Below are 25,529 nucleotides of genomic sequence, written 5' to 3'. Positions count from 1 at the left end.
TTTATACAGCATCAAGGGAATGAAAAGATAAAAGAACTTTGGAGGGTTTTATGAGAAAGATTATTGTTGGTTCACGAAAAAGCAAGTTAGCTATTACACAAACAAACTGGGTTATTGATCAGTTAAAGAAGCTTGATCCTTCCTTTGAGTTTGAAGTAAAGGAAGTGGTGACAAAAGGGGATGTTATTTTAGATGTCACTCTTTCGAAAGTTGGCGGAAAAGGACTTTTTGTAAAAGAGATAGAGCAAGCTATGCTGGATAAAGAAATTGATATTGCTGTACATAGTATGAAAGATATGCCGGCTGTATTGCCAAAAGGGCTAATTATTGGCTGCATTCCGCAAAGAGAAGATCATAGAGATGCATTAATCAGCAAAAATCATAAATCGCTGAACGAGTTAAAGGAAGGGGCAATTGTTGGGACAAGCAGCTTAAGACGAGGTTCACAGATTCTCAGCATTAGACCAGATCTACAAATTAAATGGATAAGAGGAAATATTGATACGAGATTAAAAAAATTAGAAACCAATGATTATGATGCTATTATTTTGGCTGCAGCTGGGCTGTCCAGAATGGGATGGACAAAGGATGTTGTAACAGAATTTTTAGAACCAGAAGTTTGTTTGCCAGCTGTTGGTCAAGGAGCTCTGGCAATTGAGTGCAGAGAAGATGATAAAGAGATATTGGAACTTCTCAGCAAATTTTCTAATGAAAAGACAACTCGAACAGTTTTTGCAGAAAGAGCTTTTCTAAATAAAATGGATGGCGGCTGCCAAGTGCCGATAGCTGGTTATGCAACAATACAAGAAAATAATGAAGTAAGTTTGACGGCTCTTGTTGCATCACCAGACGGCAAAAAAATTTTTAAACAAGAAGTAAGTGGAAGCAATCCTGTCGAAGTTGGCGAACAGGCTGCAGCTATTTTAACAGAAAAAGGTGCAAAAAAATTAATTGATGAGCTAAAAGAGGAGAATATTATTGATGGATGAGCCGCTTAAGGGGAAACGCATTCTTATTCCCCGCTCTAAAAAGCAAGCAGCTTCTCTCGTGAGAAAAGTGGAGGATTATGGGGGAATAGCCATAGAAATTCCACTATTGGCCTTTAAGAATGTAGCGATTCCGTTGGATGTGCAGCGAAAATGCATAGAGAAACCTTATTATAAGTGGCTTGTTTTCACAAGTAGCAATGGAGTGAGAGCTTTTTTTCAACAGCTGCCAAATCTTCGGCAAAAAACTATGAAAGTTGCTGCAATTGGAGAAAAAACAACAAATGCATTAAGGGAATACGGCATTTCTGTTGATTTTATGCCAAGTAAATATGTAGCAGAAACATTTGCACAAGAATTTTTGCCAGTTTTAAAGATCAATGACAAGGTATTGATTGTAAAAGGAAATTTAGCTCGCGACTATTTATATACGACACTGAAAACCACTCAATCGCAAATAGAAGAAATTATAGTCTATCAAACGTATTTTCCCCAAGAAAGCGAGGAATTGCTTTCTAAAAAGCTAAAAGCTAATAAGCTGGATGTCCTGATTTTTACAAGTGCATCCACAGTAGATCATTTTATGTTTGTTATAGATAAATATAAATTGCATCGCCAGTTAAAAGATTGCACGATTGTTTCTATTGGTCCTGTTACAAGAGACAGGTTAAGGTATTATCAGCTAGAAGCAGATGTGATGCCTGACGATTATACCGTTGAAAGCATGATAAAATCATTGGGCAGCTATTTTAAAATGAAATAATAGAGGGAGAGACTAATAAATGTCAATTGAATTTAAACGTCATCGCAGATTAAGACAATCTGCAAATATGAGAGCATTAGTAAGAGAAAATTATTTACATATTGAAGACTTAATTTATCCTATCTTTGTTGCAGAAGGAGAAAATATAAAAAAGGAAATCTCTTCTATGCCTGGCATTTATAATTTTTCATTGGATCGATTAGGGGAAGAAATGGATGAAGTGCAAAGCCTAGGCATTAAATCGGTGTTATTATTTGGGTTGCCGCTGGAAAAAGATGAATGCGGAACACAAGCATTCCATGATCATGGCATTGTCCAAGAGGGCATTCGTTTTATCAAAAAGAACTATCCTGATATGGTGGTTATTGCAGATACATGTTTATGCGAATATACAAGCCACGGACATTGCGGGGTAGTGGAAGAAGGCAAAGTATTAAATGATGAATCATTAGAACTATTGGTGAAAACAGCGGTAAGCCAAGCTGAAGCAGGTGCAGATATTATTGCGCCATCCAATATGATGGATGGATTTGTTGCTGCAATTCGCAAGGGATTGGATGAAGCTGGGTTTTTAGAGACGCCGATTATGTCATATGGCGTTAAATATTCTTCTGCCTTTTATGGACCATTTCGGGAAGCAGCAGACAGTACGCCCCAATTTGGGGATCGCAAAGCTTATCAAATGGATCCGGCCAATCGCTTAGAAGCATTAAGGGAAGCAGAATCGGATGTAGCAGAGGGGGCTGATTTTCTGATTGTTAAACCGGGATTGCCGTATTTGGATATTGTCCGCGATATGAAAAATGCACTTAAATTGCCAATCGTTATTTATAATGTAAGTGGAGAATACAGTATGGTCAAAGCGGCTGCGCAAAATGGCTGGATTGATGAAGAAAAAATCGTCATGGAAATGCTTGTTGGCATGAAACGAGCGGGTGCAGATCTAATCATGACCTATTTTGCAAAAGATGCAGCAAAAATGCTGAGAGAACAATAGAAACGGGGGAAAAAATATGCGTTCATATCAAAAATCAGAAGAGGCTTATAAAGAAGCTGTGGAATTAATGCCTGGCGGGGTAAACAGTCCTGTACGTGCATTTAAATCAGTGAAACGCAATCCTGTATTTATGGAATCTGGAAAAGGGTCAAAAATATACGATATTGACGGCAATGAATATATTGACTATGTGCTAAGCTGGGGACCATTGATTTTAGGACATGCTAATGGGCAAGTAGTAGAAGGCATAAAAAAAGTGGCAGAACGTGGTACAAGCTTTGGTGCGCCAACATTGATTGAAAATAAGCTGGCAGCTCTTGTGAAAGAACGAGTTCCTTCTATTGAAATTATTCGCATGGTTTCTTCAGGTACAGAAGCAACGATGAGTGCAATTCGTTTAGCGCGAGGCTATACTGGCAGAAATAAAATTATTAAATTTGAAGGATGCTATCATGGGCATGGGGATTCCTTATTAATTAAGGCCGGTTCCGGTGTAGCAACACTAGGCTTGCCGGATAGTCCTGGAGTGCCTGAAGGAATAGCGGCTAATACGATAACAGTTGCATACAATGATTTAGAAAGCATTAAATATGCTTTTGAAAAGTTTGGAGAAGATATTGCAGGCATTATTGTAGAACCAGTAGCTGGAAATATGGGAGTTGTTCCACCTCAAGAAGGTTTTCTTCAAGGACTTCGTAATATAACAACACAATATGGGGCATTGTTAATTTTTGATGAAGTAATGACAGGGTTCCGTGTGGACTATGGTTGTGCACAATCATATTTTGGCATTACCCCAGATCTAACTTGTTTAGGAAAAGTCATAGGGGGCGGATTGCCTGTAGGAGCGTATGGGGGTAAAGCTGAAATTATGAACCAAATAGCTCCAAGTGGTCCGATTTATCAAGCAGGGACTCTTTCAGGAAATCCATTAGCAATGACGGCAGGATATGAAACACTATCCCAACTCACAAAGGAAACATATGTTGACTTTATTCAAAAAGCAGATAAATTGGAAGCAGGTTTATATGCACATGCGAAAAAGCACGATATACCTCTTACAGTGAATCGTGCAGGATCCATGATTGGTTTCTTTTTTACAAATGAAGATGTTAAAGATTATGAGAGTGCAAAAACATCTAATTTAGACCACTTTGCAGCATTTTATAATAGTATGTTAGAACAAGGGATATTTTTGCCTCCTTCCCAATTTGAGGGACTTTTTCTTTCTACAACATTAACAGATGAAGATATCGAGAAGACGCTTCAAGCTGCTGAAGTGGCATTTTCTCAGTTGAAAGGATAAACTACTCCTTTTTTGCCTCTGTAATAATTCGGAAAAATAAAGATTTACTATTAAAACAATGCGATTTTCTTCGGAAGATTGCATTGTTTTTTTTGCTTATGAATAGTATAGATAAGTCCAGTCGCTATTTGCCAAATTAGCTGTTTGATAGGTCATTCTTTAAGAGAATAGCTTATTATTTTCATCTAATGATATAGAGGAAAAGGTTTTACAATCGAAAAATATACTTGATTTCTCCAGAATCTAATCATAAAAAAGAATTTTGCTTCATAAGTTGTAATTGACATAGTGATTAACGTAAAGGAATGAAGGGAGGAGTCGCTTTGTCTTTAGAAAATGCGTCTAATTTACGGTTTTCATTGGAAGAGTCTGTTTGGTTTCAAAAAGGACAGGAAGTAGCAGACCTGCTTTCGATATCACTTGATCCAAATATAACTATCCAAGAAAACGATCAGTATATTACTATTCAGGGATCTTTAGAATTAACGGGTGAATACATTAGGGTTCAGGAAGAACAAGAAGAAGAAGAAGTATTTCAAACTCCTAAATTGGTTCATTCCGTTATGGAAAGGGAAGAAGGAATTTGCGAATTTCTTCATCATTTTCCTGTTGATATTACGATTCCCCGAACAAGAATTAGCAGCCTAGAGGAAATTGAAGTAGATATTGAAACATTTGATTATGTTTTTCCTGAAAGAAGCTGTTTAAATTTAACGGCAGATTTATCTATTTCCGGTTTAGCCAATTATGGAGAGCAGGAAGAAGGGCAAGAACCAGAAGCAGAGGAAGTAGAGGAGTTTGAGCTTGCTTTCAGAGGAACTGAAGAAGTAGAGCTGCCAGTTTGGGAAGTGGAAGAAGAACCTGTTGAGATAAAAGTGAGTCCATTACAAGGGATCAGCCCCCTTATAGAAGAAGATGCTGATCGAATTGCTGCTGAAGAGATAGATGATTTATATGCCCCTTTTGAAACAGAAGTGAGAAGGTCCCCTGAAGAAGAACAAGAAGTTCAGGAAGAAGAGGATGTTATTATTCCGTTTTTCGTACAGCCAGAATCAGAAGAGGAAAAAAATCCTGCTGCTAAATCTGATGTTGCTATACCAGAAATGAAAGTTAGCATGTTTAGAAATGAAAAAGAAATCTATTCAGCAGAAGAAGTATTTCAAAAGCCGCCGCAAGAATCATCAGAATTAAAATTAGAAGAATCCTCTTACGAACAAGAAGAGAAAGAGCCAGTGATGGAAGAGGAATCCTCTTCTTCAGATGGAAAACAGGGCAAAAAGAAAAAAAGCATTTTTAATAAAACAAAATCATTAACATTTACAGAGTTCTTCGCAAGAAAAGAGGAAGAGACACATACAAAAATAAAAATTTGCATTGTTCAACATGGGGAAACCCTAGAAAGCTTAAGCGACCGCTATAATGTAAATGCACTAAGCATTCTAAAGGAAAATCGAATGGAGGCAAATCAAGATATTTCGGAAGGACAGGTGTTATATATACCTGTTAAATTTACACAAAAGTAATGAGGAAGGAACAGATCAAGTATGGCGGCATCCCTGCTTGACTGTTTTCTTTTTCCCTTTATATAAGAAGAATGTGTTTTTAACAAGAAAGAGTGGCGCGTATGACTGAAAAAAATTTGCTAAAAAAATATACACCGATTTTAAAGCCTTACGCAGTGGAGCCGCATTTCATTGAGGAGTTTAATCGCATTACAAAAATCTATTGCAGTAAGGGAACATTTGCATTAAAGTCTGTTGATCCACATAAAGGATCAGACTTTACTAAACATGTTAGAACACTTTATCAAAAGGGCTATAATCGGATTGTGCCTATTTTTCCAACTGTTGATGGAAGATATGCAGTATTATATGAGCAAAGATTGTATTATTTAATGCCTTGGCTTCCAAATGATGAACGGGAAAACTATTATAAAAAGCATCAGCAAATGTTTCGGGAACTAGCGAGGCTCCATATCTTATCTTCTAAAGAAGTGACGGTGGAAAAAGAAGATCGGGAAGAGCACTATGAAAATACATTGCTTGAATTAGAAAAAGAGCAGGAGCTATTAGAAGGCTTTATCGAACAATGTGAAAATAAAGAGTATATGTCTCCATTTGAGTTAATGTTTTGCATGTATTATCATGACACGAAACAAGCATTAACTTATTCGGAAAATAAATTAAAGGATTGGTTTGAAAAAACAAAAGAGGATGAGAAGGCAAGGGTATCGATTATTCATGGTAAAATCTCTCCAGAACATTTTCTTTATGATGAAAAAGGCTATGGTTATTTTACAAATTTTGAAAATGCAAAATATGGTCCTCCTAGCCATGATTTGCTTCCCTTTTTAGCAAGATCGCTAAAAACAGCGCCAAGACAAAATGAAGATTGTATAGATTGGCTGTATACCTATTTTAATTATTATCCTCTTCGAGAAGAGGAAATGCTTTTGTTTTTAAGCTATTTAGCCCATCCTGGTCCTATTCTTCGCGTCTGCGAGAAGTATTTAAAAGGGGAACAAACAGCAAATGAAAGAAAGTATGTGCAAAAATTGCTTAAGCAGTATTGGCTATTAAAAAATACTGAATATATTGTCATGAGAATAGAGGAAGTGGAGAAGCAAAAAAAAGCACAGCAGGAAGCGCAGCAAGAAACCCAAGATTAATCAAGTTTTGGGTTTCTTGCTGTGCTTTTTAAGGTTTTCTTCGCTATTTGACCCGCAAGCTGAATGCACTTTACTTTCCGCGGGTAGACGACTGAGCCGCTTTATTGTTGCACTCCTGCAGGGTCTTGCCTGTCTCGCTAATCCTCAGGAGTCTCGGTGTATTCAGCTTGCTCAGTAATTCCACAAGTTTTATTACCAAATAAAAAACTTAATATAAAACAGCCTTTTTAAAATAAATTTTTTATAATAAATTCCACAGTCAACGAAAAGATCTAACATACTATTTATCGAAAAATAATAAGAATCTGTATAAATTAAAAAAATAACGGTTATCCTTATTGACGAAAATCCCTTTTTTTCGGTAGTATAGCTATATATATAAATAAAGGCAATGACAGGGAGTAGTACAATGTATAAGTTGAATTGTAGAGAGGAAATCATTTGCTGAAAGATTTCTATTCAATCCATTGGAAGGTAGCCCTTGAGCTTCTTTTGCGAACGGTAATTTCTTATTAGTGAAAGACGGATAGATTCCGATATCATCTATAAAGAGCCAATATACTTTATATTGGAAAAAAGGTGGTACCGCGAACAAAACTCCATTCGTCCTTTTATGACGATAGGGGTTTTTTTATTTGCCAAAATATTTTGATTTGAATGGAATAAATAATTAGGAGGAAAAAATAAATGGAACCAAATGAAATTTCAATGCCTACAAAATACGATCCAAAAGAAATTGAAAAAGGACGTTATGACTGGTGGATAAATAATAAGTTTTTTGAAGCGAAACCGACCGAAGGAAAAGAACCCTATACTATTGTAATTCCACCGCCAAATGTTACAGGTAAACTGCATTTAGGCCATGCTTGGGATACAACGCTGCAAGATATTCTGACAAGAATGAAAAGGATGCAAGGTTATGATGTATTGTGGCTTCCTGGAATGGACCATGCAGGAATTGCAACACAAGCGAAAGTGGAAGAAAAACTGCGCAGTCAAAATATAAGCAGATATGATTTGGGAAGAGAAAAATTTGTGGAAGAAACATGGAAATGGAAAGAAGAATACGCAAGCCATATTCGGGAACAATGGGCTAAATTAGGACTTGGATTAGATTATTCAAGAGAACGTTTTACATTAGATGAAGGTTTATCTAAAGCGGTTCGCGAAGTGTTTGTTTCCCTTTACAATAAAGGTTTGATCTACAGAGGGGAATATATTATCAACTGGGACCCTTCTACAAAAACAGCACTTTCTGATATTGAAGTAATTTATAAAGATGTGCAGGGTGCATTTTATCATATGAAGTATCCATTGGCGGATGGATCTGGATATATTGAAGTGGCTACAACTCGTCCAGAAACGATGCTTGGAGATTCGGGCGTTGCTGTACATCCGAAAGACGAACGCTACCAGCATCTAATTGGCAAAACAGTTATTCTGCCGATTGTTGGAAGAGAAATCCCGATTGTAGCAGATGATTATGTAGAAATGGATTTTGGTTCTGGAGCAGTTAAAATGACACCTGCACATGATCCAAATGACTTTGAAGTAGGAAACCGCCATAATTTAGAAAGAATTCTTGTAATGAATGAAGACGGCACAATGAATGATCGTGCAGGCAAATATAAAGGCATGGATCGTTTCGAATGCCGCAAACAAATTGTAAAAGACCTTCAAGAAGCAGGCGTTTTATTTAAGATTGAAGAGCATATGCATTCTGTTGGGCATTCAGAAAGAAGTGGAGCAGTTGTAGAACCATATCTTTCTACACAATGGTTTGTTAAAATGCAGCCACTTGCAGATGCAGCTGTGGCGTTGCAAACAGAAGAAGACAAAGTAAACTTTGTACCAGAACGTTTTGAAAACACGTATTTGCGCTGGATGGAAAATATTCGTGATTGGTGCATTTCCCGTCAGCTTTGGTGGGGACACAGAATTCCAGCGTGGTATCATAAAGAAACTGGCGAAATTTATGTAAATCAAGAGGCTCCAGAAGATTTGGAAAACTGGGAGCAAGATACAGATGTTCTGGATACATGGTTCAGTTCCGCATTATGGCCATTTTCAACAATGGGCTGGCCTGAAAAGGAAGCAGAAGATTTTAAACGCTACTATCCGACAGCAGCGCTCGTAACTGGATATGATATTATTTTCTTCTGGGTGTCTCGCATGATTTTCCAAGGGCTAGAATTTACAGGAGAACGTCCATTTAAAGATGTGTTAATACATGGTTTAGTGCGCGATGAACAAGGCCGAAAAATGAGTAAATCATTAGGAAATGGCGTTGATCCAATGGATGTTATTGCAAATTATGGTGCAGATTCTCTTCGCTATTTCTTATCTACTGGCAGTTCACCAGGTCAAGATTTGCGCTTTAGCATGGAAAAAGTAGAATCTACATGGAATTTTGCCAATAAAATTTGGAATGCTTCCCGTTTTGCATTAATGAATATGAATGGTTTAAAATATGAAGAAATTGATTTATCTGGAGAAAAATCTGTAGCGGATAAATGGATTCTAACAAGGCTAAATGAAACAATTGAAACGGTAACCCGTCTTTCTGACCGCTATGAATTTGGAGAAGTCGGCCGTGTGCTTTATAACTTCATTTGGGATGATTTCTGCGATTGGTATATTGAAATGGCAAAACTTCCATTATACGGGGAAGATGAACAAGCAAAACTAACGACTCGTTCCATTTTGGCCTATGTTTTAGATAACACAATGCGTTTATTGCATCCGTTTATGCCATTTATTACAGAGGAAATCTGGCAGAACCTTCCTCATGCAGGTGAGACGATCACAACAGCAAAATGGCCAGAGGTGAATCCAGAATGGACAGATAAAAAAGCTGCAAATGATATGAAATTATTAGTAGAAATTATTCGATCTGTGCGCAACAGCCGTGCTGAAGTAAATACACCAATGAGCAAAAAAATCAGCATTTTATTAAAAGCAAAAGATGCAGATGTGCAAAGCACATTAGAAGAGAACAAAGCGTATATAGAACGTTTCTGCAATCCAGAGAATCTAGTGATCGCAACAGAAATTGCTACTCCTGACAAGGCGATGATTTCTGTTATTACAGGAGCAGAAATTATTCTTCCATTGGAAGGATTAATTAATATGGAAGAAGAAATTGCCCGTTTAACAAAAGAGCTGGACAAATGGAATAAAGAAGTTGAACGTGTTCAGAAAAAACTAGGAAATGAAGGATTTGTGAAAAAAGCTCCTGAAAAAGTAATCAATGAAGAAAAGGCAAAAGAAAAAGATTACTTAGAAAAAAGAGCAACAGTTGAGGCACGCATTAAAGAATTAAAAGGCGAAGCGTAAAAGCGGGGCAATAAGGCAAGAAACAAGACGAATCCTAACTTGGATTCGTCTTGTTATATAAGTCAATTTATGATAATAAAAAGCGGGTGTAGAAATGTTTCAAACATATGAAGATTCATTAGGCTGGATTCATTCCCGTCTAAGATTAGGAATAAAACCAGGTTTAACAAGAATGAATAGGATGATGGAAAAACTGAATTTTCCTGATGAAAAATTAAAAACTGTCCATATTGGAGGAACAAATGGAAAGGGATCAACCGTTACGTATCTTCGGTGCATATTAGAAAGTGGAGGATTAACAGTTGGCACCTATACATCGCCTTATATTGAGCAATTTAATGAAAGAATAAGCATTAACGGCGAACCTATAAGTGACGAAGATATTATAAAACTATGCAATATTTTGTATCCAATTGTGGCGGAAATGGATCAAATGGAAATTGGTGGTCCAACCGAATTTGAAATCATCACAGCTATGTCCTTTTATTATTTTGCGTTTATTAAGCCCGTTGATATAGTTATTTATGAAGTTGGTCTCGGAGGACGTTTTGATTCGACGAATATCATCTATCCCATTTTATCCATCATCACAAGTATTGGCTTAGACCATACAGCTATATTAGGGGATACATATGAGGAGATTGCCAGGGAAAAAGCAGGGATCATCAAAAAAAATACGCCAATTATTGCTGCAATAAAACAAGAAGAAGCATTAGCAGAAATTATTAAAAAAGCGGAGACAGAGAATGCCCCTACTTATTTTCTTGATAAACACTTTATAATAGATAATCTTATATCATGGAAGCAAGGAGAAAGCTTTACGTTTCAAACTGCTGCAGAAAAACTTGAAGATTTGCAAATAGTGATGATGGGAAAACATCAGATTGAAAATGCATCATTAGCGGTGATGGCAGCAAGCCTATTAAGAAAAGAAATATTCCCTCAAATTACACAAGAGCATATCCGGCTGGGGCTGAAAGGAGCGAAATGGCCGGGGCGTTTTGAAATGGTATCAGAAAAGCCTCTTGTCATTTTAGATGGAGCTCATAATGAAGAAGGAGTACAGGCTTTAACAGCAGAGTTAACCAAACGATTTAAAGATAAAAAAAAGGCGATTATTTTTGCGGCACTTTCTGATAAAAAAACGGATAAAATGATCTATCAGCTTGATAGGATTGCCGATAAAATTATTTTTGTGTCTTTTGACTATCCGCGTGCAGCAACATGCCATGAGCTATATAAAGAAAGCCGTCATCAACAAAAGACTTATTCAATAGATTGGAAAAAATCAATTGAGGAACAATTAGAGGAAATGGAAGAAGACTCTATGCTTATTGTTACAGGTTCCCTTTATTTTTTATCTGCTGTAAAAGCTTATTGGAAAGGCAAAAGAACGGCAAAATAAGTGGAAATATAAATAAATGTCAACTGTTATCTGTATGCAGGAGATAACTTCGGAAGAAAAATAAAAATACCCAAAGAAGGATATACTTTTGCCAAAAAAAATTGGCAAGCATTAATCAGTCTGAAGGTTGCTGCAATTGGCACTCTTTTTATTTTTAGTCTCCCGCCTGCTTATTTTGCTGAAAGTATTGGTTGTCTGCGGGCAGGCTGGGCTAGAGATATTAATGCTGAAATAAGAGGTGGAGTATTTGGTTAAGCCACCAGTAAAAATATCAATCTGGGCAGTTTGGCTTATGCTGCTGCCATTTGTATTATGCTTTCTTTATCAAACCTATCCACCAAAGATTGATAGCAATGCATCAGATATATTAGCATTTTTGCTTTTTATGTCAGTTGTCGCAAGTATGCCGATGATGATAAATGGGAGATCGGTGTTTTTTCTCCAATGGGCCAGTCTTTTTGTGTTTTTAATTTTCGGATTATTTATTGAAACAGTGCTTGTACAGCTGGCGTTCATCCCAATTTTGCTGCAGTTAAGATTATCAAAAGAAACAAGTTTTCGATTGCCGTTAAATTCCAGCATGTTTTTTCTGATTTCTATATTTAGCGGGCTTATTTATTATGGGCTGGGTGGATAACATGCGGCAGATATTTTGCTTTATTCAAATTCTCTTTTTTTTTGGTTATTTTATATCCGCTTATTTATTTTTTGTTAAATGCAATTTTGATTTATTTTATTAGCCGAGTTGTATATAAGAGTAAAAAAATTTTTTTACACTAGTTTTGGGATGGGAGTTTGTAAAAACACTTGTTACTTATTCAGTAGGCATTGCTTTATATATTATGTATGAACAAATTGGCTTAATTTTCCTTATTTTAACTGGCATCCCTTTTATTTTTCTTACGGTTATGTTGCGTTTTTATCATTCAAGCAGAACAGTAAATGACTATTTAAAAGCAATCGCCGAATTGGGATATCAATTAACTCAAAATTTACAAGTGAAAGAAACAATTGATTTTTTTACTAATAGTTTATACAAGCTATTTAAAGTGGATTTTGTATTATACATGAGGGTAGAGAATAAAAGTGTTTTTTCTTCCTTCTCAGATGTGTTGTTTATAAATGAAGGGATTTGCGGCAATGTCCTTGCAACAAAGGACCGGTTATTTATCATAAAAAAGTGGAATGGCTGCCCTATATTCTTTTATCATCAAACAAAGCATGAAAAATCAGACAGAAAAAATAAAAATTACTGCATCAACTGGTTTGGCCAGTGCCCCAAACGATGCAGATGAACCGCCAGCCTTAATAAGGCATGCAGATAGGGTTCTTTATACTGGAGCAAAGCAAGCGGACAGAAATCGTGTAGCGAGATATATGAAGTAAGAAAATAGTTATTTATTTGTGAGAACTTCTAGATTGGGAGTTCTTTTTCTTTTTCTATCTCAACAAAGGGAATAGAAATTCGGCAAATGCAATAATAGAATGGTGAGAATTGGAATTACAATAAGATAGAAAATAAGTATCATGGTAAAAAAGTACTTGGTATAATGAAATAAATTAATGTTTAATGATAATTTTAGTTCAAGAGTAATGGAATTGGAGTGGAAATTGATGAGGAGAACGCTTTTTTATAGTAAATATTTAGTAGCATTGCTGCTTGTTATATTGGTTTTTCCAAATGTCACAAGTGCAGCATCAACCAGCCCCGCGGTTAGTTTTACTGTAGCCCCTTCACAGAGTGAGATTGTTAAGCCATCGGGCAGCTCTGCACAAGGAAGTTTAGATATACGATTATCGCCAGAAGGAAAAGCTACAAATGCTAATCGTTCTCCAATAGATGTAGCCTTTATTTTCGATAAATCAGGATCAATGGATGAATTGGGTGATAATCCATTGAAATTTCTTAGTGCAAAAAATGCGATGTCAGAAGCGGTAAATTACTTTAGTGCAGATCCAAATAAAAATGATCGGTTTGCATTTATTCCATTTTCAAGTGATGTGGAAACAGATAAAGTAGTTGGTTTTCCAATCGTATCTTTACCGACAACAGGTACAGTTAAAGCCAATCTGCAAACAATCAAAACGAGAGCACAAGGTTTGTCTGCTGTAGGGGGGACAAATTATACGCAATCTTTTCAAACAGCCAATAACATGTTGACTGCAGCTAGCAGCAATGTGAATAAATATATTTTCTTTTTAACAGATGGTCAGCCAACTTCTTCACAAGCTGTAGAAAGCTTTGAAGACACAGTCAAGGTAAAAGTAGGATCAGAAAAGAAATGCTTTTTTGGCTATTGTTGGTATGAAGATGTGTATGAAACAAAAACACAAACGGTGAATGATACGGTTACGTATACTATTTATTCCAATAATACGGCAAAAGCTGTAAGGTCAAATGGCACGATGACTACAACAAAACTAAGCACAGTCCAAAATGCAATCAAGTCCCATGTTCAAACAGAGGTTACAAATCTGGCGAACAATAATATTAAACTTTATTCAATAGGATTCGGCACAAATAGCGAAGTGGATATGCCCTATTTGCAAAAGCTTTCAGAAACAACGGGAGTAACGGCACAGCAAGCCTCTACCACTACAATTGCCAAAATTTTCGAGGATATTTCTCAAAAAATTGCTACACCAACTATTACAGCAACGGTAAAAATTAATATCTCTAAATTTGGAGATAAGGTAAAATTAGCCGATGGAGCAAATGCAACAGTAGACAGTTCGGGAAATATTATTATAAAAAAAGATATCTTATTTCCAATTAATCAAGAGATAAACAGTCCTATTGATGTGTCTCTTCCTTTGACATTTAGCAGTACTGGAACGTATAGCTTTGACAATATTGCACTGCAGTATCGCGACCTTGAAGGTGTATGGCGCGAAAAAACAGCCAGTACAACAATAATAGTTAAAGATGATGCGCCAGCAGGATTTAATTCATCAATGACATTGGAAAAAGAAGTAAATGAGTTGAATAATTTAATCAAAACAAGTAATTCTACAGATAAAACCAATTATTTTAATGTTAATTACTCATTAAAGCCTGCTAATCTTGTAAATAGTACTGTAAGCGGAAAACTTGCTAATTTAGTAATAAAACAGCCTATTCCGAATGGTGTATCACTAGTTTCAACAACTAATGCAGCAGAACAAGTCATTGATGGGCAAAGATATGCCGTCATTAGTTTGTTGAATAAGGAAGCAAGTTATGCCAAAGGAAGCTTTTCGCCAACAGAAATAACTTCAAGTATACAATTTAAGGTGGATTATGCAGTATATAATTTAACTATGCCTAAAGCTAGCTTGACTTATACTGATTCCCGTTTTACAGGCAGCAATGCAACAAGCATTCCTGCTTCAACCCAATCTATTAATATGAAAGTACAGCTAAAAGAGCAAACTGCTAATAAATATGAAGGTGACGCAGTAGGGATTATAGAAAAGAAAGAGCTATCGACAAATGCTAAACTTGCCCAAACAGAAGTGCCTAATGATTATAATTTGCCAAATAAAGCAGTAAAAGATATGGTATTTAAATCAGGATCCAGCAATAAAACAATTGAGATAACTTATTCTGATAATAGCAAAGCTTATTTATACATGATTCCGGATTATGATTTGATTGGAAAGGATACAGGGAAAAAATATAATAGTAACGATACGTCCGCTGAGTCAATTAATGGAACAATATCTCAAAAGGTAGCTGGAAATAATGTAGTGTATTATTATCAAATCAATAACAGCAGCCAATCAACAGGCTGGAAAGAGTTTACTCTAAATAATGTTATACCAATTACTGACGCAGGATTAAATGAAATAAAGGTTAGGGCAGTCGGCGGATTTGCTAATAATGAAGAAGTTTCTAAAAAGATTACCATTTCAAAAATAGTGAAATCGATCTCTGTTCAGCCAAATCCGATTGAATTGACGGTTGGCAAAACAGGGAGCTTTACGCTAACAATTGCTCCTGATGATGCGACAAATAAAAACTTAGATATTAAAATTTCCAATCCGTCCATAGCTAGTTTAATTCCTGGACAAAATACCATACTAGGAAATCAAGATGGAACAACAGAATTAATTGTAAAATCGATAGATGGATCTAATCTAGAAGTTAAGGTGCCGATTAAGGTTGTAGATCCATATATAGCATTAGAAGAAATAAAATTTGAAAAACCAGTGTACAAAGTGGAAATTAGTGAGAATAACAATAATCTTGTCCCAATAAAAGATTTGTTGATTTTTAACCCATCTAATGCTACGAATAAGGAATTGGAAAGTGTTGTTTCTAGTATGCCTGATAAGGTGGAAGTAGTGAAAATCAATGATGAGTTTTATGTGAAAGGAGTAAAGATTGGATATTCTAACATTACAGCTACTGCTGAGGAGCAGAAAAATGGCAAAAAGCCAAAAGACTCTGCATTATTTGAAGTGGTAAAAGATAGCGGTTCGTCAGATAATAATGACGGTACAAATGAAGATACCGGCGAAGGACGCTGGTAACGGATATTGATAGAGAAAGGGGAATTACACTCAAAATGCGATCCCCTTTTTTGTCTACTCTATAATAAATTCGTCTGGAATAATTTGCAGTTTATCAACGATTGGCAGGGCATCAATGCCTTTAAGCAATACATCCTTGTCATAATCGACGATAAAACGGGATAAATAGTTTTCTGAAGATCGTGGAATACTGACAATATTTCTTACTTTGGAATTTGCTCTTATGGCATTGATTTCTAATGAACGTTTTGCAAAAATTCCCCCTTTAATATAAAACAATGATCCGACTCCATATAATTCTGCATCTTCCTCTGTATAAAAAAACGCCTGCAATGGAAGGATTTCTTCATCTTTATCCGGCAAGTAAGAAGAACTGGTTTCATTTAAATTGGAAAAGTTATTAAACTCATTCATTCTTGTAATAGTCAGTTTCTTTTTTGCTAACAACACTAATTGCCCTAATTTGTTGACCCCATTGTCATCTATATAAGGAGCGCCAACTATATTACTATTTGATAAAAATGCTTCAGCTAATGAATATACAACAGAGTTAAATTGAACTGTATCATTTTCCCCTGCCTCTTCTCCTGTTTCATCGCCCTTTATTGTAAATGCATCAAGACTTATTAAGTTATCCTGAAAGTTAATGGATGTATTGAATGGACGAATAGTTATTTTTCCTCCGGCTAACATGGTTCCTTTTACTGTTACCCCATTTTTATTATTAATTTTTTGATTTGCTTCTGATTCAACAATAATATTTCCTGCAGCAATAATATCTTTCATTGATGTGAAATTCCCGTCAAAGTTAATAATATGAATATCTCCTGTTACAAAAATATTATCATTAGCCGCTAAGTTATCATTGCTGACAAGATATAAATCTCCATCAACAATCATTTTATCTTTAAAAGTAATGGATGCATCATTGCTGTTAATGACTACATCTCCATTGAGTTTAATGGGGGTTGTAAAAATTAATGGGCTTCCAGTGCTTTCTATTCTATAGCTTTCTTTTAATTTTTCCAAGGATTCTCCAATAACTGTTGATGGAGTTTCCTGCTGAAGAACTTTTTCTATTGTTCCATCTGTATTGGAAATTTCGGTTATAGGAATGGATGCAATCTCCTGTTTCAATAGAGAAGTTAAATTATTAATGCTATCAATAGAAGATAGTTCTATGTTTAGGTTGTTTACATTTAAGATGTTATTGATTTTTTGGACAATGGTTGAATCAAAGTCGATATTTATAAATTGGCTGTCATGATTAAGTGTTGGAACAACCCTTTTATAAAAATTATTTTCTATCAATACAGGTATTAAATTGGCTGTACTGCTATAGATGCTTCCAGTTATAGAAGGCATAAGTGAGTCTTCTTCTGCCCATCTTCCATTTTTTAATTGATATTTCGCTTTGTTTGTTATTGCTAACTGATTTGCATAAATATTGCCATTTATATTAGGAGATCCATTTAAAAATAATCCTTCGTCATTATTGGATGAATCGGATCCGACTGCATATTTAAGAAAGCTAGGCAATGAAGAAAGAATAATGCGTTTTTTCAGTGTTCGAGTAACGTTTCCTTCTGTTTTATTTGGATTTTTTGTCACAAGGATAATTTCCAATACCCTCGTAAAATCAAGATTTTTATTAATTGTATAGATGCTTTTTGTAGTTATTTTGTTTAATGCACATTCATTTGATGAATGAACTATATCATTGGCGCTAGGCGTTCCGCTGCTTAAATCAACAATACTGAGGCATTCTACAGAATTTTTATATGATTCTTTATCAAGCACACTATTTAAACTTGGTATCAGTACTTGTGTTTTTAAATCTTTTTCAAAAGAAGTATTGTTGATATATAAATGATTTGCATTTTCATACGTATAATTATTAATCGGCAAATTGTCTAGTGATTCAGCGATTTCGGAAATAATTTCTTCTAGGACTTTTTTGTTCTTATACGTAATATCTATATCTGATTCTCTTGTTTCCACTCTTTTTGTTCCGCTTATGGTCGAGGCTACAATAGCAAGTCCGATAGTGGTAAAAACTAAAGAAACAAGTAAAACAATAATAAGCGCATTTCCATTTTGGTTTTTCATCATCATTTTGGTGCTCCTTAAAATCCAAACTGGCTTTCTAAAGCAAGAGGTTTTTTTAATCTGCTTTGATCAATGATAAATTGAACATCAATAAAGCCATGTTCACACAAATCAGCATTGTTTTTAGACTTTTGCGAACATGTAAGCGAGAAGGTTGAACCATCAAAGTTCCCAATCCCATCTAATATATTGCCGTCAACAGCAACAGATTTTATTTTCTCATTATTTATTGTATTATTCACTAATGCAATTTTATGGCGGCTGATGTCTTCTGCAGCATTTTCTTTATTTTCTTGGATTGAATAAAAAGAAGAATTCTCTTTTTCTACTTTTTCTAAATCAGTATGTGTCACATTATTAAGCTGAATGCAATTTTCTCCGCAGGTTTGCACATTATCAAATGGAATGCTGTTAAAAGCGTTCAACATCATAGATATGGCATAGTCAGCATCATCGCGCAACTGTCCTTCAATCTGGATTTTATTGTACAAGGAGAGACCAGAGTTAAAGACGCTATAAATTACTGGAAGCACAATAGCTAATATCGTAATTGTTGCCAATAGTTCCATTAAGGTAATTCCCCGTTCATCGAAGATCTTCACTTTTTATAGCCCCCTCTACTGATGTATTGTAGTTTTTTTTATTGACGCTCCAATTCACTTTTACATGGAAAGGGATAAAGTAGGAGGTATATTTTTCATCAAGCTTTGGAAGAATTTCAACATGATAGCTTATATTATTAATTATAATCGGTTTGCACAGATTATTTGAACTGGATTCATGGCTCCATTTGATAGCATATCCACTGTTGTCACATATAACTAAGGATCCTGTCACATTTGGGTGTTTTTCTACTATAGTTTTTATTTGGATAAAAGAGGACTGTTCCATAAAAGATGCTGCATTTCTGGCAACATTTACAGCAGCAGTTTTCTTTTGGTTAGAATTTGTATAAGAATAAGCTTGATTAAAGAAGTTCATTATACCTAATAAAATAATACTAAGTATGGTTAAAGAAACAAGTACTTCAATCAAGGTTAGACCCTTTGCACTAGAAAACAGCTTAGAAAATTTCATAAATTTACCCTTCTTTCAAAATTACTAAACTTATTATACAATCATTATTAGTTATTACATTCCTTATTAGTCGAAAAAATAATCCGAAAGTTCGATTTAATTGTAAAAAAATGTATATTTTAGATAGATGAAGTTATTTTTTGAAGAGGTGTACAATGATTATATATATATTAGCACTTTTTTCCTTGGTTTTTGTGCTTCCGATATTTTTTTTATTGCCGCTAAATTTCTCGAAAAGGGGTAAATTGGCAATTATAGGTGTAGCTTTTTTTATTTCTGTAATTGGACTGTTTTCGCAGTATATTAATATTTTTTCCTGGTGGCAGATAGGTTTATTAATGTTGCTATTGGCCATTATTTTTACGTATTTTTTAATGAAGAAATCTCCGGAATTACTATTTCATACTAATGAAGATGAAATAGAAGATGAGTTTTTTTGGGAGGATGTTCCCAATGAAGCAGAAGCAGTGAGCGAATTAATTGATAAAAAGGAAAAACAAGCAGATTCCTCTTTGGAGGATTATGTAGCAACAGAAGATTTTTCGATGCAAGAGGAAGACAATATGATTATTCCTCAAGAAATGAGCGATAATTTAGGAGGAAATTTACTGGAGAATGTTATTTCAGACAGAGACAAGCTTGATGAAATAACACCAGCAGAAATGTTGCTTGAAGAATTGGATAGAGACTTTTGGAATGAAGGAGAAAAAAGAGAGACTTCAATAGAAGATGCCAATGATACAGTTACTGGGGTACTGAATGAAATAATTTATATGGATGAAATAGAAAAGATGCTAGAAGATAGAGATGTTTCCATTTTAGCTGCTTCATCCAAAGAAAATGAAAATTTCTTGTCATCAACTGATGTAAGTAAAGATATTCTGGAGAAAATAAGCGAGAATAAATCAGCAATAGATGAATTAGAAATATTTTCTTTTAAAGATCAGGAGGAAGAACTTTCTTTTAATATTGATGCAGAAACAAATAATTTAGAATCAGAATTAGAAGGTTTTCCGTTATTGGTAGATAAACAAGAGAGCATTTCTGATAAAGAGGAATTAGTAAATAATAAAGAAGTAATAGAGAATAAAATATTGCAAATAAAAGATGATAAAAATGGCCAAGCAGCTCATCTGCTTACACATCAAGTGATTGATAATACCTTTAAGCAGTTGAAGCTGATGAAAAATATTATTTCTAAAGAAGAATATGAAGCAACTTTAATAAAATGTATGAGTGATTTTATTCCGCAGTATGAGTATTTCGCCTTTTCTACTCTTTTGATTGAGCAATATATTCATTTTCAAGAATATGAAAAGCTAAAAAATTTATTTGAACTCTTAAAGTTAAAATTCCAGCATGAACCGCTTCTTTTAGATCAGTTAATTTTTATGGAGCAAAACTATTTACTTAATTAATTTAGAAAGACTAGGTGAGGTTTGTAATGGAAAATAGTTCACAAATGAAAAAATTACCAATTATTAGTATTTTGGAGGGCGAACAAGAAGGAATTGTTGAATCTCTTCTTATTAATCCAGCAGGGAGTTCGGTTGATTTTGTAATATTTAAACAAGAAGAATGGCAAAAAAGCATGAAGGCTATTCCATTCGAGAAAGTAATTGGCATTGGAGGATATGCAGTTACAATTGAAAATGCTGATTCTATTATAGATTTAAAGGAAATCTTAATAGCAGGTGAATCAACAGATAAAAAAATTGCCGCTCTAGATACAAATGTTATTACAAGAAAAGGGGATCTTTTGGGCAAAGTTCTTGGATTTTATATAAATAAAGGCAGCGGGAAAATCATTGGCTTAAATATAAAGCTAAAAGATGCTGAAGCGATTGTTTTATCTGAATATGTTATGACATATGGAAAGCAGATTATTATTGTTAAGGAAGATGCTGCTAATAATTTGAAAAAGACTTTGGGGAAAAATGAAGAAGAAATACATGAAATAATAGAACAGAAAGAAAATGAATTGCTGGAAGATTATCTGAAAATGCCGGCAAATAATGAGGAAGAGCTTCGTTTGCAAGCATTAAAAGAAAAACAAATAGAGCTACTTCTTAATAAAAAGGTAACAAAGGATGTCTATTCAGATGAAGGTACATTGCTTTTCGCCGAAGGGAAAGTTTTATCATTGGAAGATATCAGGAGTGCTCAAGATGCGGGTCCGAGTATTGTTATCCAATTATCCATGAGTGTGAAAGCCTAAAATAAAGGAGAAACACTGCATGAAAAACGTTCAAGTCATCAAGGTTATATTAGCTATAATGATTACTGCCGCATTTATTTTTTCTTTTTCTCAATTTGGTGCGAGAGCATATAATAATCTGTTTTATCCATCTGATGTCTTTGAAGCAAATACAAAAATTGCTTCAATTGATGCAGCAGCAATGAATAAAGAAGAATTATTAAATGCTTTAGAGAATAAGAAATCTGAATGGGAAGAAAAAACAGAAATAACGGTTAAATACAAGGAAAAAACAAAAAAATTTGATTTAGATTTATTTGCTTTTAACCTGCAAGATTCTGTTTTAGAAACAAAATCTGGAGCGCAGAATAGTGTGATAGTGTCATTGGATGGAGAAGAACTTTCTTCATTTTTAGAATCTCTGTCTTCAGAAATTGTTAAAGAGGATTCCTTTTATCTAAATAAGTTAAACGATAGTTTAGTAGAAATTGCTGCATTTTTGCAAACAGGTGAAATTTTAATTGATGCAGATAATTATAAAGTAAGCAAAAATGAGGAACAAAAAGTACTTTCAGAGACAACTTTAGCTGTTGCAGATAATGCAAAAAGTATAAAGGAATGGGTAAAAACATTCCCTTCTTTAGAAATAGCGCCCCATTCTACTGTTTCCTTTTTAAACTTAGCAGAAGAAGCAAAAGAAAAGAATTTTTCTAATTTGACTTTAAGTGAAGTAGCGACAGCTGTACACACAGTTGTTTTGGCGACTAATTTTTCTGTTGCGGAAAGGTTCTTAAGCAATGAATTGCCATTATTCGCATCCTTAGGATATGAAGCGAGAGTAAACAAGGATAAAAAAATAGATTATCGATTCTATAATCCAAATGATGAAATATATAATCTTACCTTTAAAATGATTGATCAAAAATTGTATGTAGCGTTAATAGGAGATTCCTTTATCTATAAGTACGAGGTTGTGCTTTCAGATGAAAAAAGTTTTAAACCAAAAACTATTATCCAATTTGATCCTGGATTAGATTTTAATGAATCCAAAACTGTAACAGAGGGAAAAAATGGTTCGCTGATTAAAGTATATCGAAAAATAATAGATGAAAATGGAGAAACAATAAAAAAAGAGCTGATGAGCGAAGATTTTTATGCTCCAGTCAATAAAGTGATTGCACATGGTTTATTAGAAGAAAATAGTGTTTCAACAGAAGAGGAAGCAAAAACAGATACAAATGATGAAACAAATATAAATGACAAAACTTCCGATGCTTCAGAAAATAATGGAAGTGCAAAAAATGATGCATCTACGGAAACAGACAGCAATTCAGCTGAAGAATCAAATGATAAGGAGAAAAAAAGCAGCAAGAAAAATATACAGGAAAATACAGAGGAAAGCGAAACTAATGGGAAAGCACCTGTAGAAAAATAATGGTGAACGAGGAGAATGAAAATGAAACAAACTCGAAAGCGTTTAGGTGACTTATTAGTAGAAGCAGGTCTGTTGACAAAAGAGCAGCTTCAGCTTGCTCTTAAAGAAAAGCATCCGAATCAACGCTTAGGGGACAGTCTTCTGCAGAAAGGATATATTACAGAGCAGCAGCTAATAGAAGTGCTGGAATTTCAGCTTGGCATTCCTCATGTTAGTTTATATCGATACCCCTTTGATCTAAAGTTATTTCATATTGTTTCTAAAGAAATGGCAAAAAGGCAGCTGATTATTCCTTTAAAAAAAGATGGGGACAAACTTTACGTAGCAATGGCAGATCCAATGGATTTTTATACAATAGATGATCTGCGTTTGGCCACAGGATTTCAAATTGAAACAGCCATTGCTACAAAAGACGATATCTTAAGAGCGATTAATAAATACTATGATATGGATGAAGGCTTTGAAGAATTATTGGCAGACAACGGCGCCTTCTCAGAAGCGGTTGAAGAATCATTGGGAGAACAGGATTCCCCAATTGTCCGTTTAGTGAATCAAATTCTGACAAATGCCGCAACATTAAAAGCAAGTGATATCCATATTGATCCACAAGAAACAAAAGTTATCATTCGATATAGGGTAGATGGTGTTCTGCGAACAGAGCGAGTTTTGCCAAAACATATGCAAAGTGTTTTAATCGCAAGGTTGAAGATTATGGCGAACCTGGATATTACAGAACACCGCATACCACAGGATGGAAGAATAAAGATTAATCTGGATTTTCATCCTATTGATTTGCGCGTATCTACTTTGCCTACAGTTTTTGGAGAAAAAGTAGTTATGCGTATTTTGGATTTAGGAAGTACGTTAAATGATATTTCTAAATTGGGATTTAATAAAGTAAATTTCATGCGATTTGTTGAAATGATTGAAAAACCAACAGGGATTGTGCTGATTACAGGACCAACAGGATCAGGTAAATCTTCTACCCTTTATGCTGCTTTAAACCGTTTAAATGGGGAAGAAGTCAATATTATTACTGTAGAAGATCCAGTGGAATATCAACTGGAAGGCATAAATCAAATTCAAGTTAATCCGAACGTCGGCATGACTTTTGCGACAGGTCTTCGTGCAATATTGCGCCAAGATCCAAATATCATTATGGTCGGAGAGATTCGCGATAAAGAGACTGCTGAAGTAGCAGTCAGAGCATCGCTGACAGGTCACTTAGTATTAAGTACATTGCATACAAATGATTCTTTAGGTTCTGTTACAAGATTGCTGGATATGGGAGTTGAGCCATTTTTAGTTGCATCTTCTGTAAGTGGAATTGTTGCTCAGCGTTTGGTAAGAAAGGTTTGCAGAGATTGTGGACAAGTTCATTCAGCAAGTCTTCGCGAGCAAGAAATTTTTGCAAAAAGAGGATTGTCCATTGAAAAAGTTGTCAGAGGAAAGGGCTGTGCATCTTGCAATATGACAGGATATAAAGGGCGTATTGCGATTCATGAAGTTTTAGTGATAAATGATGAGATGAGAAGGGTCATTATGAACGGAGAGTCTTTTTCGAAGCTGCGTGAATTAGCAGTTAAAGCAAAAACCATTTTTCTGATTGATGATGGATTATTGAAAGTAAAGCAAGGAATTACTACTACAGAAGAAGTTCTACGTGTAGCGATCCCTGATTAGGAGGGGTGTTATTGTATAACAATATTGATCATTTATTAAGAGTCGGATTTGAATTAAAAGCTTCTGATATCCATCTAACGGTCGGTGTTCCTCCCGTCCTGAGAATAAATGGAGATTTGAAAAGGTACGGAAAAGAAATTTTAAAGCCTGCTGATACAGAAGCAATGGCCAAAGCCATTATCCCAGAAAATATGTGGGAAGTGTTTCAGGAAAAGGGAGAGCTGGATTTTTCCTACAGCATAAAGGGAGTTTCCAGATTCCGCATTAATGCATACAAGCAAAGGGCGTGCCTTGCAATGGCAATTCGTATAGTCCCAACCTCTATTCCTAGTTTAGATGCATTAAAATTGCCGCAAATATTAAAAAGAATAAGTGAAAAACCACAAGGACTTATTCTGATTACCGGCCCAACTGGCAGCGGAAAATCTACAACCCTTGCTGCCATGATAGCCTATATGAATGAAAATATGCGAAAACATATCATTACATTAGAAGACCCAATTGAGTATCTCCATAAACATGGAAACTGCATTATTGATCAAAGGGAAGTAGGTTTTGACACAAATAACTTTGCAAATGGCCTGCGAGCATCGCTGAGACAAGATCCAGACGTCATTTTAGTAGGAGAAATGCGAGATTTAGAAACCATTCAAACAGCGATAACCGCTGCAGAAACAGGCCATTTAGTGTTGGGAACACTCCATACTTCGAGTGCGCCGGCCACCATTAATCGAATTATTGATGTGTTTCCTCCTTCACAGCAGGATCAAATTCGAATTCAGCTGGCATCTGTTCTTGTAGGGATTGTATCACAACGGCTGTTCCCGACTGCAGATAAATCTGGAAGAGTTTCAGCAACTGAAATCTTAATCAATAATGCTGCTGTTGCAAATTTAATTCGAAATGAAAAGATCCATCAAATTTTAAATATTATGCAAACATCCAGAGCCGCTGGCATGCATACCTTGGAAACAAATGTTAAGGAACTAGTGAATGCAGGCGCCATTTTAAAAGAAGCCGCACTTCCTTACTTACAGGAAAAGGAGTAAAGA

At 35.1% G+C, this 25,529-nt stretch carries 20 protein-coding genes and 1 other annotated feature; of the genes, 17 read left to right on the top strand and 3 right to left on the bottom strand.

Going from position 1 to position 25,529, the window contains the following annotated elements; translation table 11 throughout:
- The first annotated feature begins 50 nt into the window (after positions 1 to 50).
- The 12 genes from hemC to NCCP28_RS04200 all read left to right on the top strand — a co-directional run bounded on the left by hemC (position 51) and on the right by NCCP28_RS04200 (position 15,976).
- Positions 51 to 989 (top strand): hydroxymethylbilane synthase, encoded by a 939-nt coding sequence (gene hemC, locus NCCP28_RS04255; protein ID WP_248560131.1) that lies wholly within the window; start codon positions 51 to 53, stop codon positions 987 to 989.
- Positions 982 to 1,749 (top strand): uroporphyrinogen-III synthase, encoded by a 768-nt coding sequence (locus tag NCCP28_RS04250; protein WP_248560130.1) that lies wholly within the window; start codon positions 982 to 984, stop codon positions 1,747 to 1,749. The genes hemC and NCCP28_RS04250 overlap by 8 nt, the downstream gene beginning before the upstream one ends.
- Positions 1,750 to 1,768: 19 nt before the next feature.
- A complete protein-coding gene (gene hemB, locus NCCP28_RS04245; protein WP_248560129.1) occupies positions 1,769 to 2,746 on the top strand; it encodes a porphobilinogen synthase in 978 nt (325 codons plus the stop codon).
- 16 nt (positions 2,747 to 2,762) lie between these two features.
- Complete coding sequence (gene hemL, locus NCCP28_RS04240; RefSeq protein ID WP_248560128.1) at positions 2,763 to 4,052, top strand: glutamate-1-semialdehyde 2,1-aminomutase; 1,290 nt, start codon at positions 2,763 to 2,765, stop codon at positions 4,050 to 4,052.
- 323 nt (positions 4,053 to 4,375) lie between these two features.
- Positions 4,376 to 5,575 carry a stage VI sporulation protein D gene (gene spoVID, locus NCCP28_RS04235; protein WP_248560127.1) on the top strand — a complete coding sequence of 400 codons (1,200 nt, stop codon included), beginning with the start codon at positions 4,376 to 4,378 and terminating at the stop codon, positions 5,573 to 5,575.
- Positions 5,576 to 5,676: 101 nt separating this feature from the next.
- Positions 5,677 to 6,720, top strand: a complete 1,044-nt coding sequence (gene ysxE / locus NCCP28_RS04230) for a spore coat protein YsxE (protein ID WP_248560126.1) — start codon at positions 5,677 to 5,679, stop codon at positions 6,718 to 6,720.
- A gap of 382 nt (positions 6,721 to 7,102) precedes the next feature.
- Positions 7,103 to 7,334 (top strand) — a binding site (T-box leader).
- 73 nt (positions 7,335 to 7,407) lie between these two features.
- Positions 7,408 to 10,056 (top strand): valine--tRNA ligase, encoded by a 2,649-nt coding sequence (locus NCCP28_RS04225; RefSeq protein ID WP_248560125.1) that lies wholly within the window; start codon positions 7,408 to 7,410, stop codon positions 10,054 to 10,056.
- A gap of 94 nt (positions 10,057 to 10,150) precedes the next feature.
- A complete protein-coding gene (locus tag NCCP28_RS04220) occupies positions 10,151 to 11,461 on the top strand; it encodes a bifunctional folylpolyglutamate synthase/dihydrofolate synthase (RefSeq protein ID WP_248560124.1) in 1,311 nt (436 codons plus the stop codon).
- Positions 11,462 to 11,708: 247 nt separating this feature from the next.
- Positions 11,709 to 12,098, top strand: a complete 390-nt coding sequence (locus NCCP28_RS04215; RefSeq protein ID WP_248560123.1) for a hypothetical protein — start codon at positions 11,709 to 11,711, stop codon at positions 12,096 to 12,098.
- A gap of 205 nt (positions 12,099 to 12,303) precedes the next feature.
- Positions 12,304 to 12,756, top strand: coding sequence for a hypothetical protein (locus NCCP28_RS04210; RefSeq protein WP_248560306.1), 453 nt, complete (start codon positions 12,304 to 12,306; stop codon positions 12,754 to 12,756).
- Positions 12,683 to 12,847: a GGDEF domain-containing protein gene (locus NCCP28_RS04205; protein ID WP_248560295.1), complete on the top strand. Its 165-nt coding sequence runs from the start codon at positions 12,683 to 12,685 to the stop codon at positions 12,845 to 12,847. The genes NCCP28_RS04210 and NCCP28_RS04205 overlap by 74 nt, the downstream gene beginning before the upstream one ends.
- Before the next feature lie 228 nt (positions 12,848 to 13,075).
- Positions 13,076 to 15,976, top strand: a complete 2,901-nt coding sequence (locus NCCP28_RS04200; RefSeq protein ID WP_248560122.1) for a VWA domain-containing protein — start codon at positions 13,076 to 13,078, stop codon at positions 15,974 to 15,976.
- Between the two features lie 54 nt (positions 15,977 to 16,030).
- Here the strand turns inward: NCCP28_RS04200 and NCCP28_RS04195 are convergent, their stop codons facing one another.
- The 3 genes from NCCP28_RS04195 to NCCP28_RS04185 are packed head-to-tail and all read right to left on the bottom strand — an operon-like array spanning position 16,031 to position 19,162.
- Entirely contained in the window at positions 16,031 to 18,091 is a 2,061-nt protein-coding gene (locus NCCP28_RS04195) for a hypothetical protein (RefSeq protein ID WP_248560121.1), read from the bottom strand.
- A gap of 11 nt (positions 18,092 to 18,102) precedes the next feature.
- Positions 18,103 to 18,687: a type II secretion system protein gene (locus NCCP28_RS04190; RefSeq protein WP_248560120.1), complete on the bottom strand. Its 585-nt coding sequence runs from the start codon at positions 18,685 to 18,687 to the stop codon at positions 18,103 to 18,105.
- Positions 18,671 to 19,162, bottom strand: a complete 492-nt coding sequence (locus NCCP28_RS04185; RefSeq protein ID WP_248560119.1) for a type IV pilus modification PilV family protein — start codon at positions 19,160 to 19,162, stop codon at positions 18,671 to 18,673. Before NCCP28_RS04185 ends, NCCP28_RS04190 begins: the two co-directional genes overlap by 17 nt.
- Before the next feature lie 155 nt (positions 19,163 to 19,317).
- On the opposite strand from NCCP28_RS04185, the gene NCCP28_RS04180 reads away from it, so the two are divergent.
- The 5 genes from NCCP28_RS04180 to NCCP28_RS04160 are packed head-to-tail and all read left to right on the top strand — an operon-like array spanning position 19,318 to position 25,526.
- Positions 19,318 to 20,580 (top strand): MFS transporter, encoded by a 1,263-nt coding sequence (locus tag NCCP28_RS04180; RefSeq protein WP_248560118.1) that lies wholly within the window; start codon positions 19,318 to 19,320, stop codon positions 20,578 to 20,580.
- A gap of 26 nt (positions 20,581 to 20,606) precedes the next feature.
- Positions 20,607 to 21,380 (top strand): PRC-barrel domain-containing protein, encoded by a 774-nt coding sequence (locus tag NCCP28_RS04175; protein ID WP_248560117.1) that lies wholly within the window; start codon positions 20,607 to 20,609, stop codon positions 21,378 to 21,380.
- A 19-nt stretch (positions 21,381 to 21,399) separates the two neighbouring features.
- Entirely contained in the window at positions 21,400 to 22,794 is a 1,395-nt protein-coding gene (locus NCCP28_RS04170; RefSeq protein ID WP_248560116.1) for a G5 domain-containing protein, read from the top strand.
- A 21-nt stretch (positions 22,795 to 22,815) separates the two neighbouring features.
- The gene (locus NCCP28_RS04165; RefSeq protein ID WP_248560115.1) at positions 22,816 to 24,477 is read left to right on the top strand and encodes a GspE/PulE family protein; all 1,662 of its coding nucleotides are present in this window, start codon (positions 22,816 to 22,818) and stop codon (positions 24,475 to 24,477) included.
- 11 nt (positions 24,478 to 24,488) lie between these two features.
- Entirely contained in the window at positions 24,489 to 25,526 is a 1,038-nt protein-coding gene (locus NCCP28_RS04160; RefSeq protein ID WP_248560114.1) for a type IV pilus twitching motility protein PilT, read from the top strand.
- Positions 25,527 to 25,529 lie beyond the last annotated feature (3 nt).

Source organism: Niallia sp. NCCP-28, assembly GCF_023168165.1.
Taxonomy (GTDB): domain Bacteria; phylum Bacillota; class Bacilli; order Bacillales; family Cytobacillaceae; genus Niallia.
The sequence above is the reverse complement of the archived record's forward strand: the minus strand, read 5'-3'. Positions and strand labels throughout refer to the sequence as shown.

Bases quoted from the DNA above. Each gene is read 5' to 3' on its own strand.
- hemC (WP_248560131.1), top strand. From the start codon at position 51: ATGAGAAAGATTATTGTTGGTTCACGAAAAAGCAAGTTAGCTATTACA.
- NCCP28_RS04250 (WP_248560130.1), top strand. From the start codon at position 982: ATGGATGAGCCGCTTAAGGGGAAACGCATTCTTATTCCCCGCTCTAAA.
- hemB (WP_248560129.1), top strand. From the start codon at position 1,769: ATGTCAATTGAATTTAAACGTCATCGCAGATTAAGACAATCTGCAAAT.
- hemL (WP_248560128.1), top strand. From the start codon at position 2,763: ATGCGTTCATATCAAAAATCAGAAGAGGCTTATAAAGAAGCTGTGGAA.
- ysxE (WP_248560126.1), top strand. From the start codon at position 5,677: ATGACTGAAAAAAATTTGCTAAAAAAATATACACCGATTTTAAAGCCT.
- NCCP28_RS04225 (WP_248560125.1), top strand. From the start codon at position 7,408: ATGGAACCAAATGAAATTTCAATGCCTACAAAATACGATCCAAAAGAA.
- NCCP28_RS04220 (WP_248560124.1), top strand. From the start codon at position 10,151: ATGTTTCAAACATATGAAGATTCATTAGGCTGGATTCATTCCCGTCTA.
- NCCP28_RS04210 (WP_248560306.1), top strand. From the start codon at position 12,304: ATGTATGAACAAATTGGCTTAATTTTCCTTATTTTAACTGGCATCCCT.
- NCCP28_RS04205 (WP_248560295.1), top strand. From the start codon at position 12,683: ATGAAAAATCAGACAGAAAAAATAAAAATTACTGCATCAACTGGTTTG.
- NCCP28_RS04200 (WP_248560122.1), top strand. From the start codon at position 13,076: ATGAGGAGAACGCTTTTTTATAGTAAATATTTAGTAGCATTGCTGCTT.
- NCCP28_RS04195 (WP_248560121.1), bottom strand. From the start codon at position 18,091: ATGATGATGAAAAACCAAAATGGAAATGCGCTTATTATTGTTTTACTT.
- NCCP28_RS04185 (WP_248560119.1), bottom strand. From the start codon at position 19,162: ATGAAATTTTCTAAGCTGTTTTCTAGTGCAAAGGGTCTAACCTTGATT.
- NCCP28_RS04180 (WP_248560118.1), top strand. From the start codon at position 19,318: ATGATTATATATATATTAGCACTTTTTTCCTTGGTTTTTGTGCTTCCG.
- NCCP28_RS04175 (WP_248560117.1), top strand. From the start codon at position 20,607: ATGGAAAATAGTTCACAAATGAAAAAATTACCAATTATTAGTATTTTG.
- NCCP28_RS04170 (WP_248560116.1), top strand. From the start codon at position 21,400: ATGAAAAACGTTCAAGTCATCAAGGTTATATTAGCTATAATGATTACT.
- NCCP28_RS04165 (WP_248560115.1), top strand. From the start codon at position 22,816: ATGAAACAAACTCGAAAGCGTTTAGGTGACTTATTAGTAGAAGCAGGT.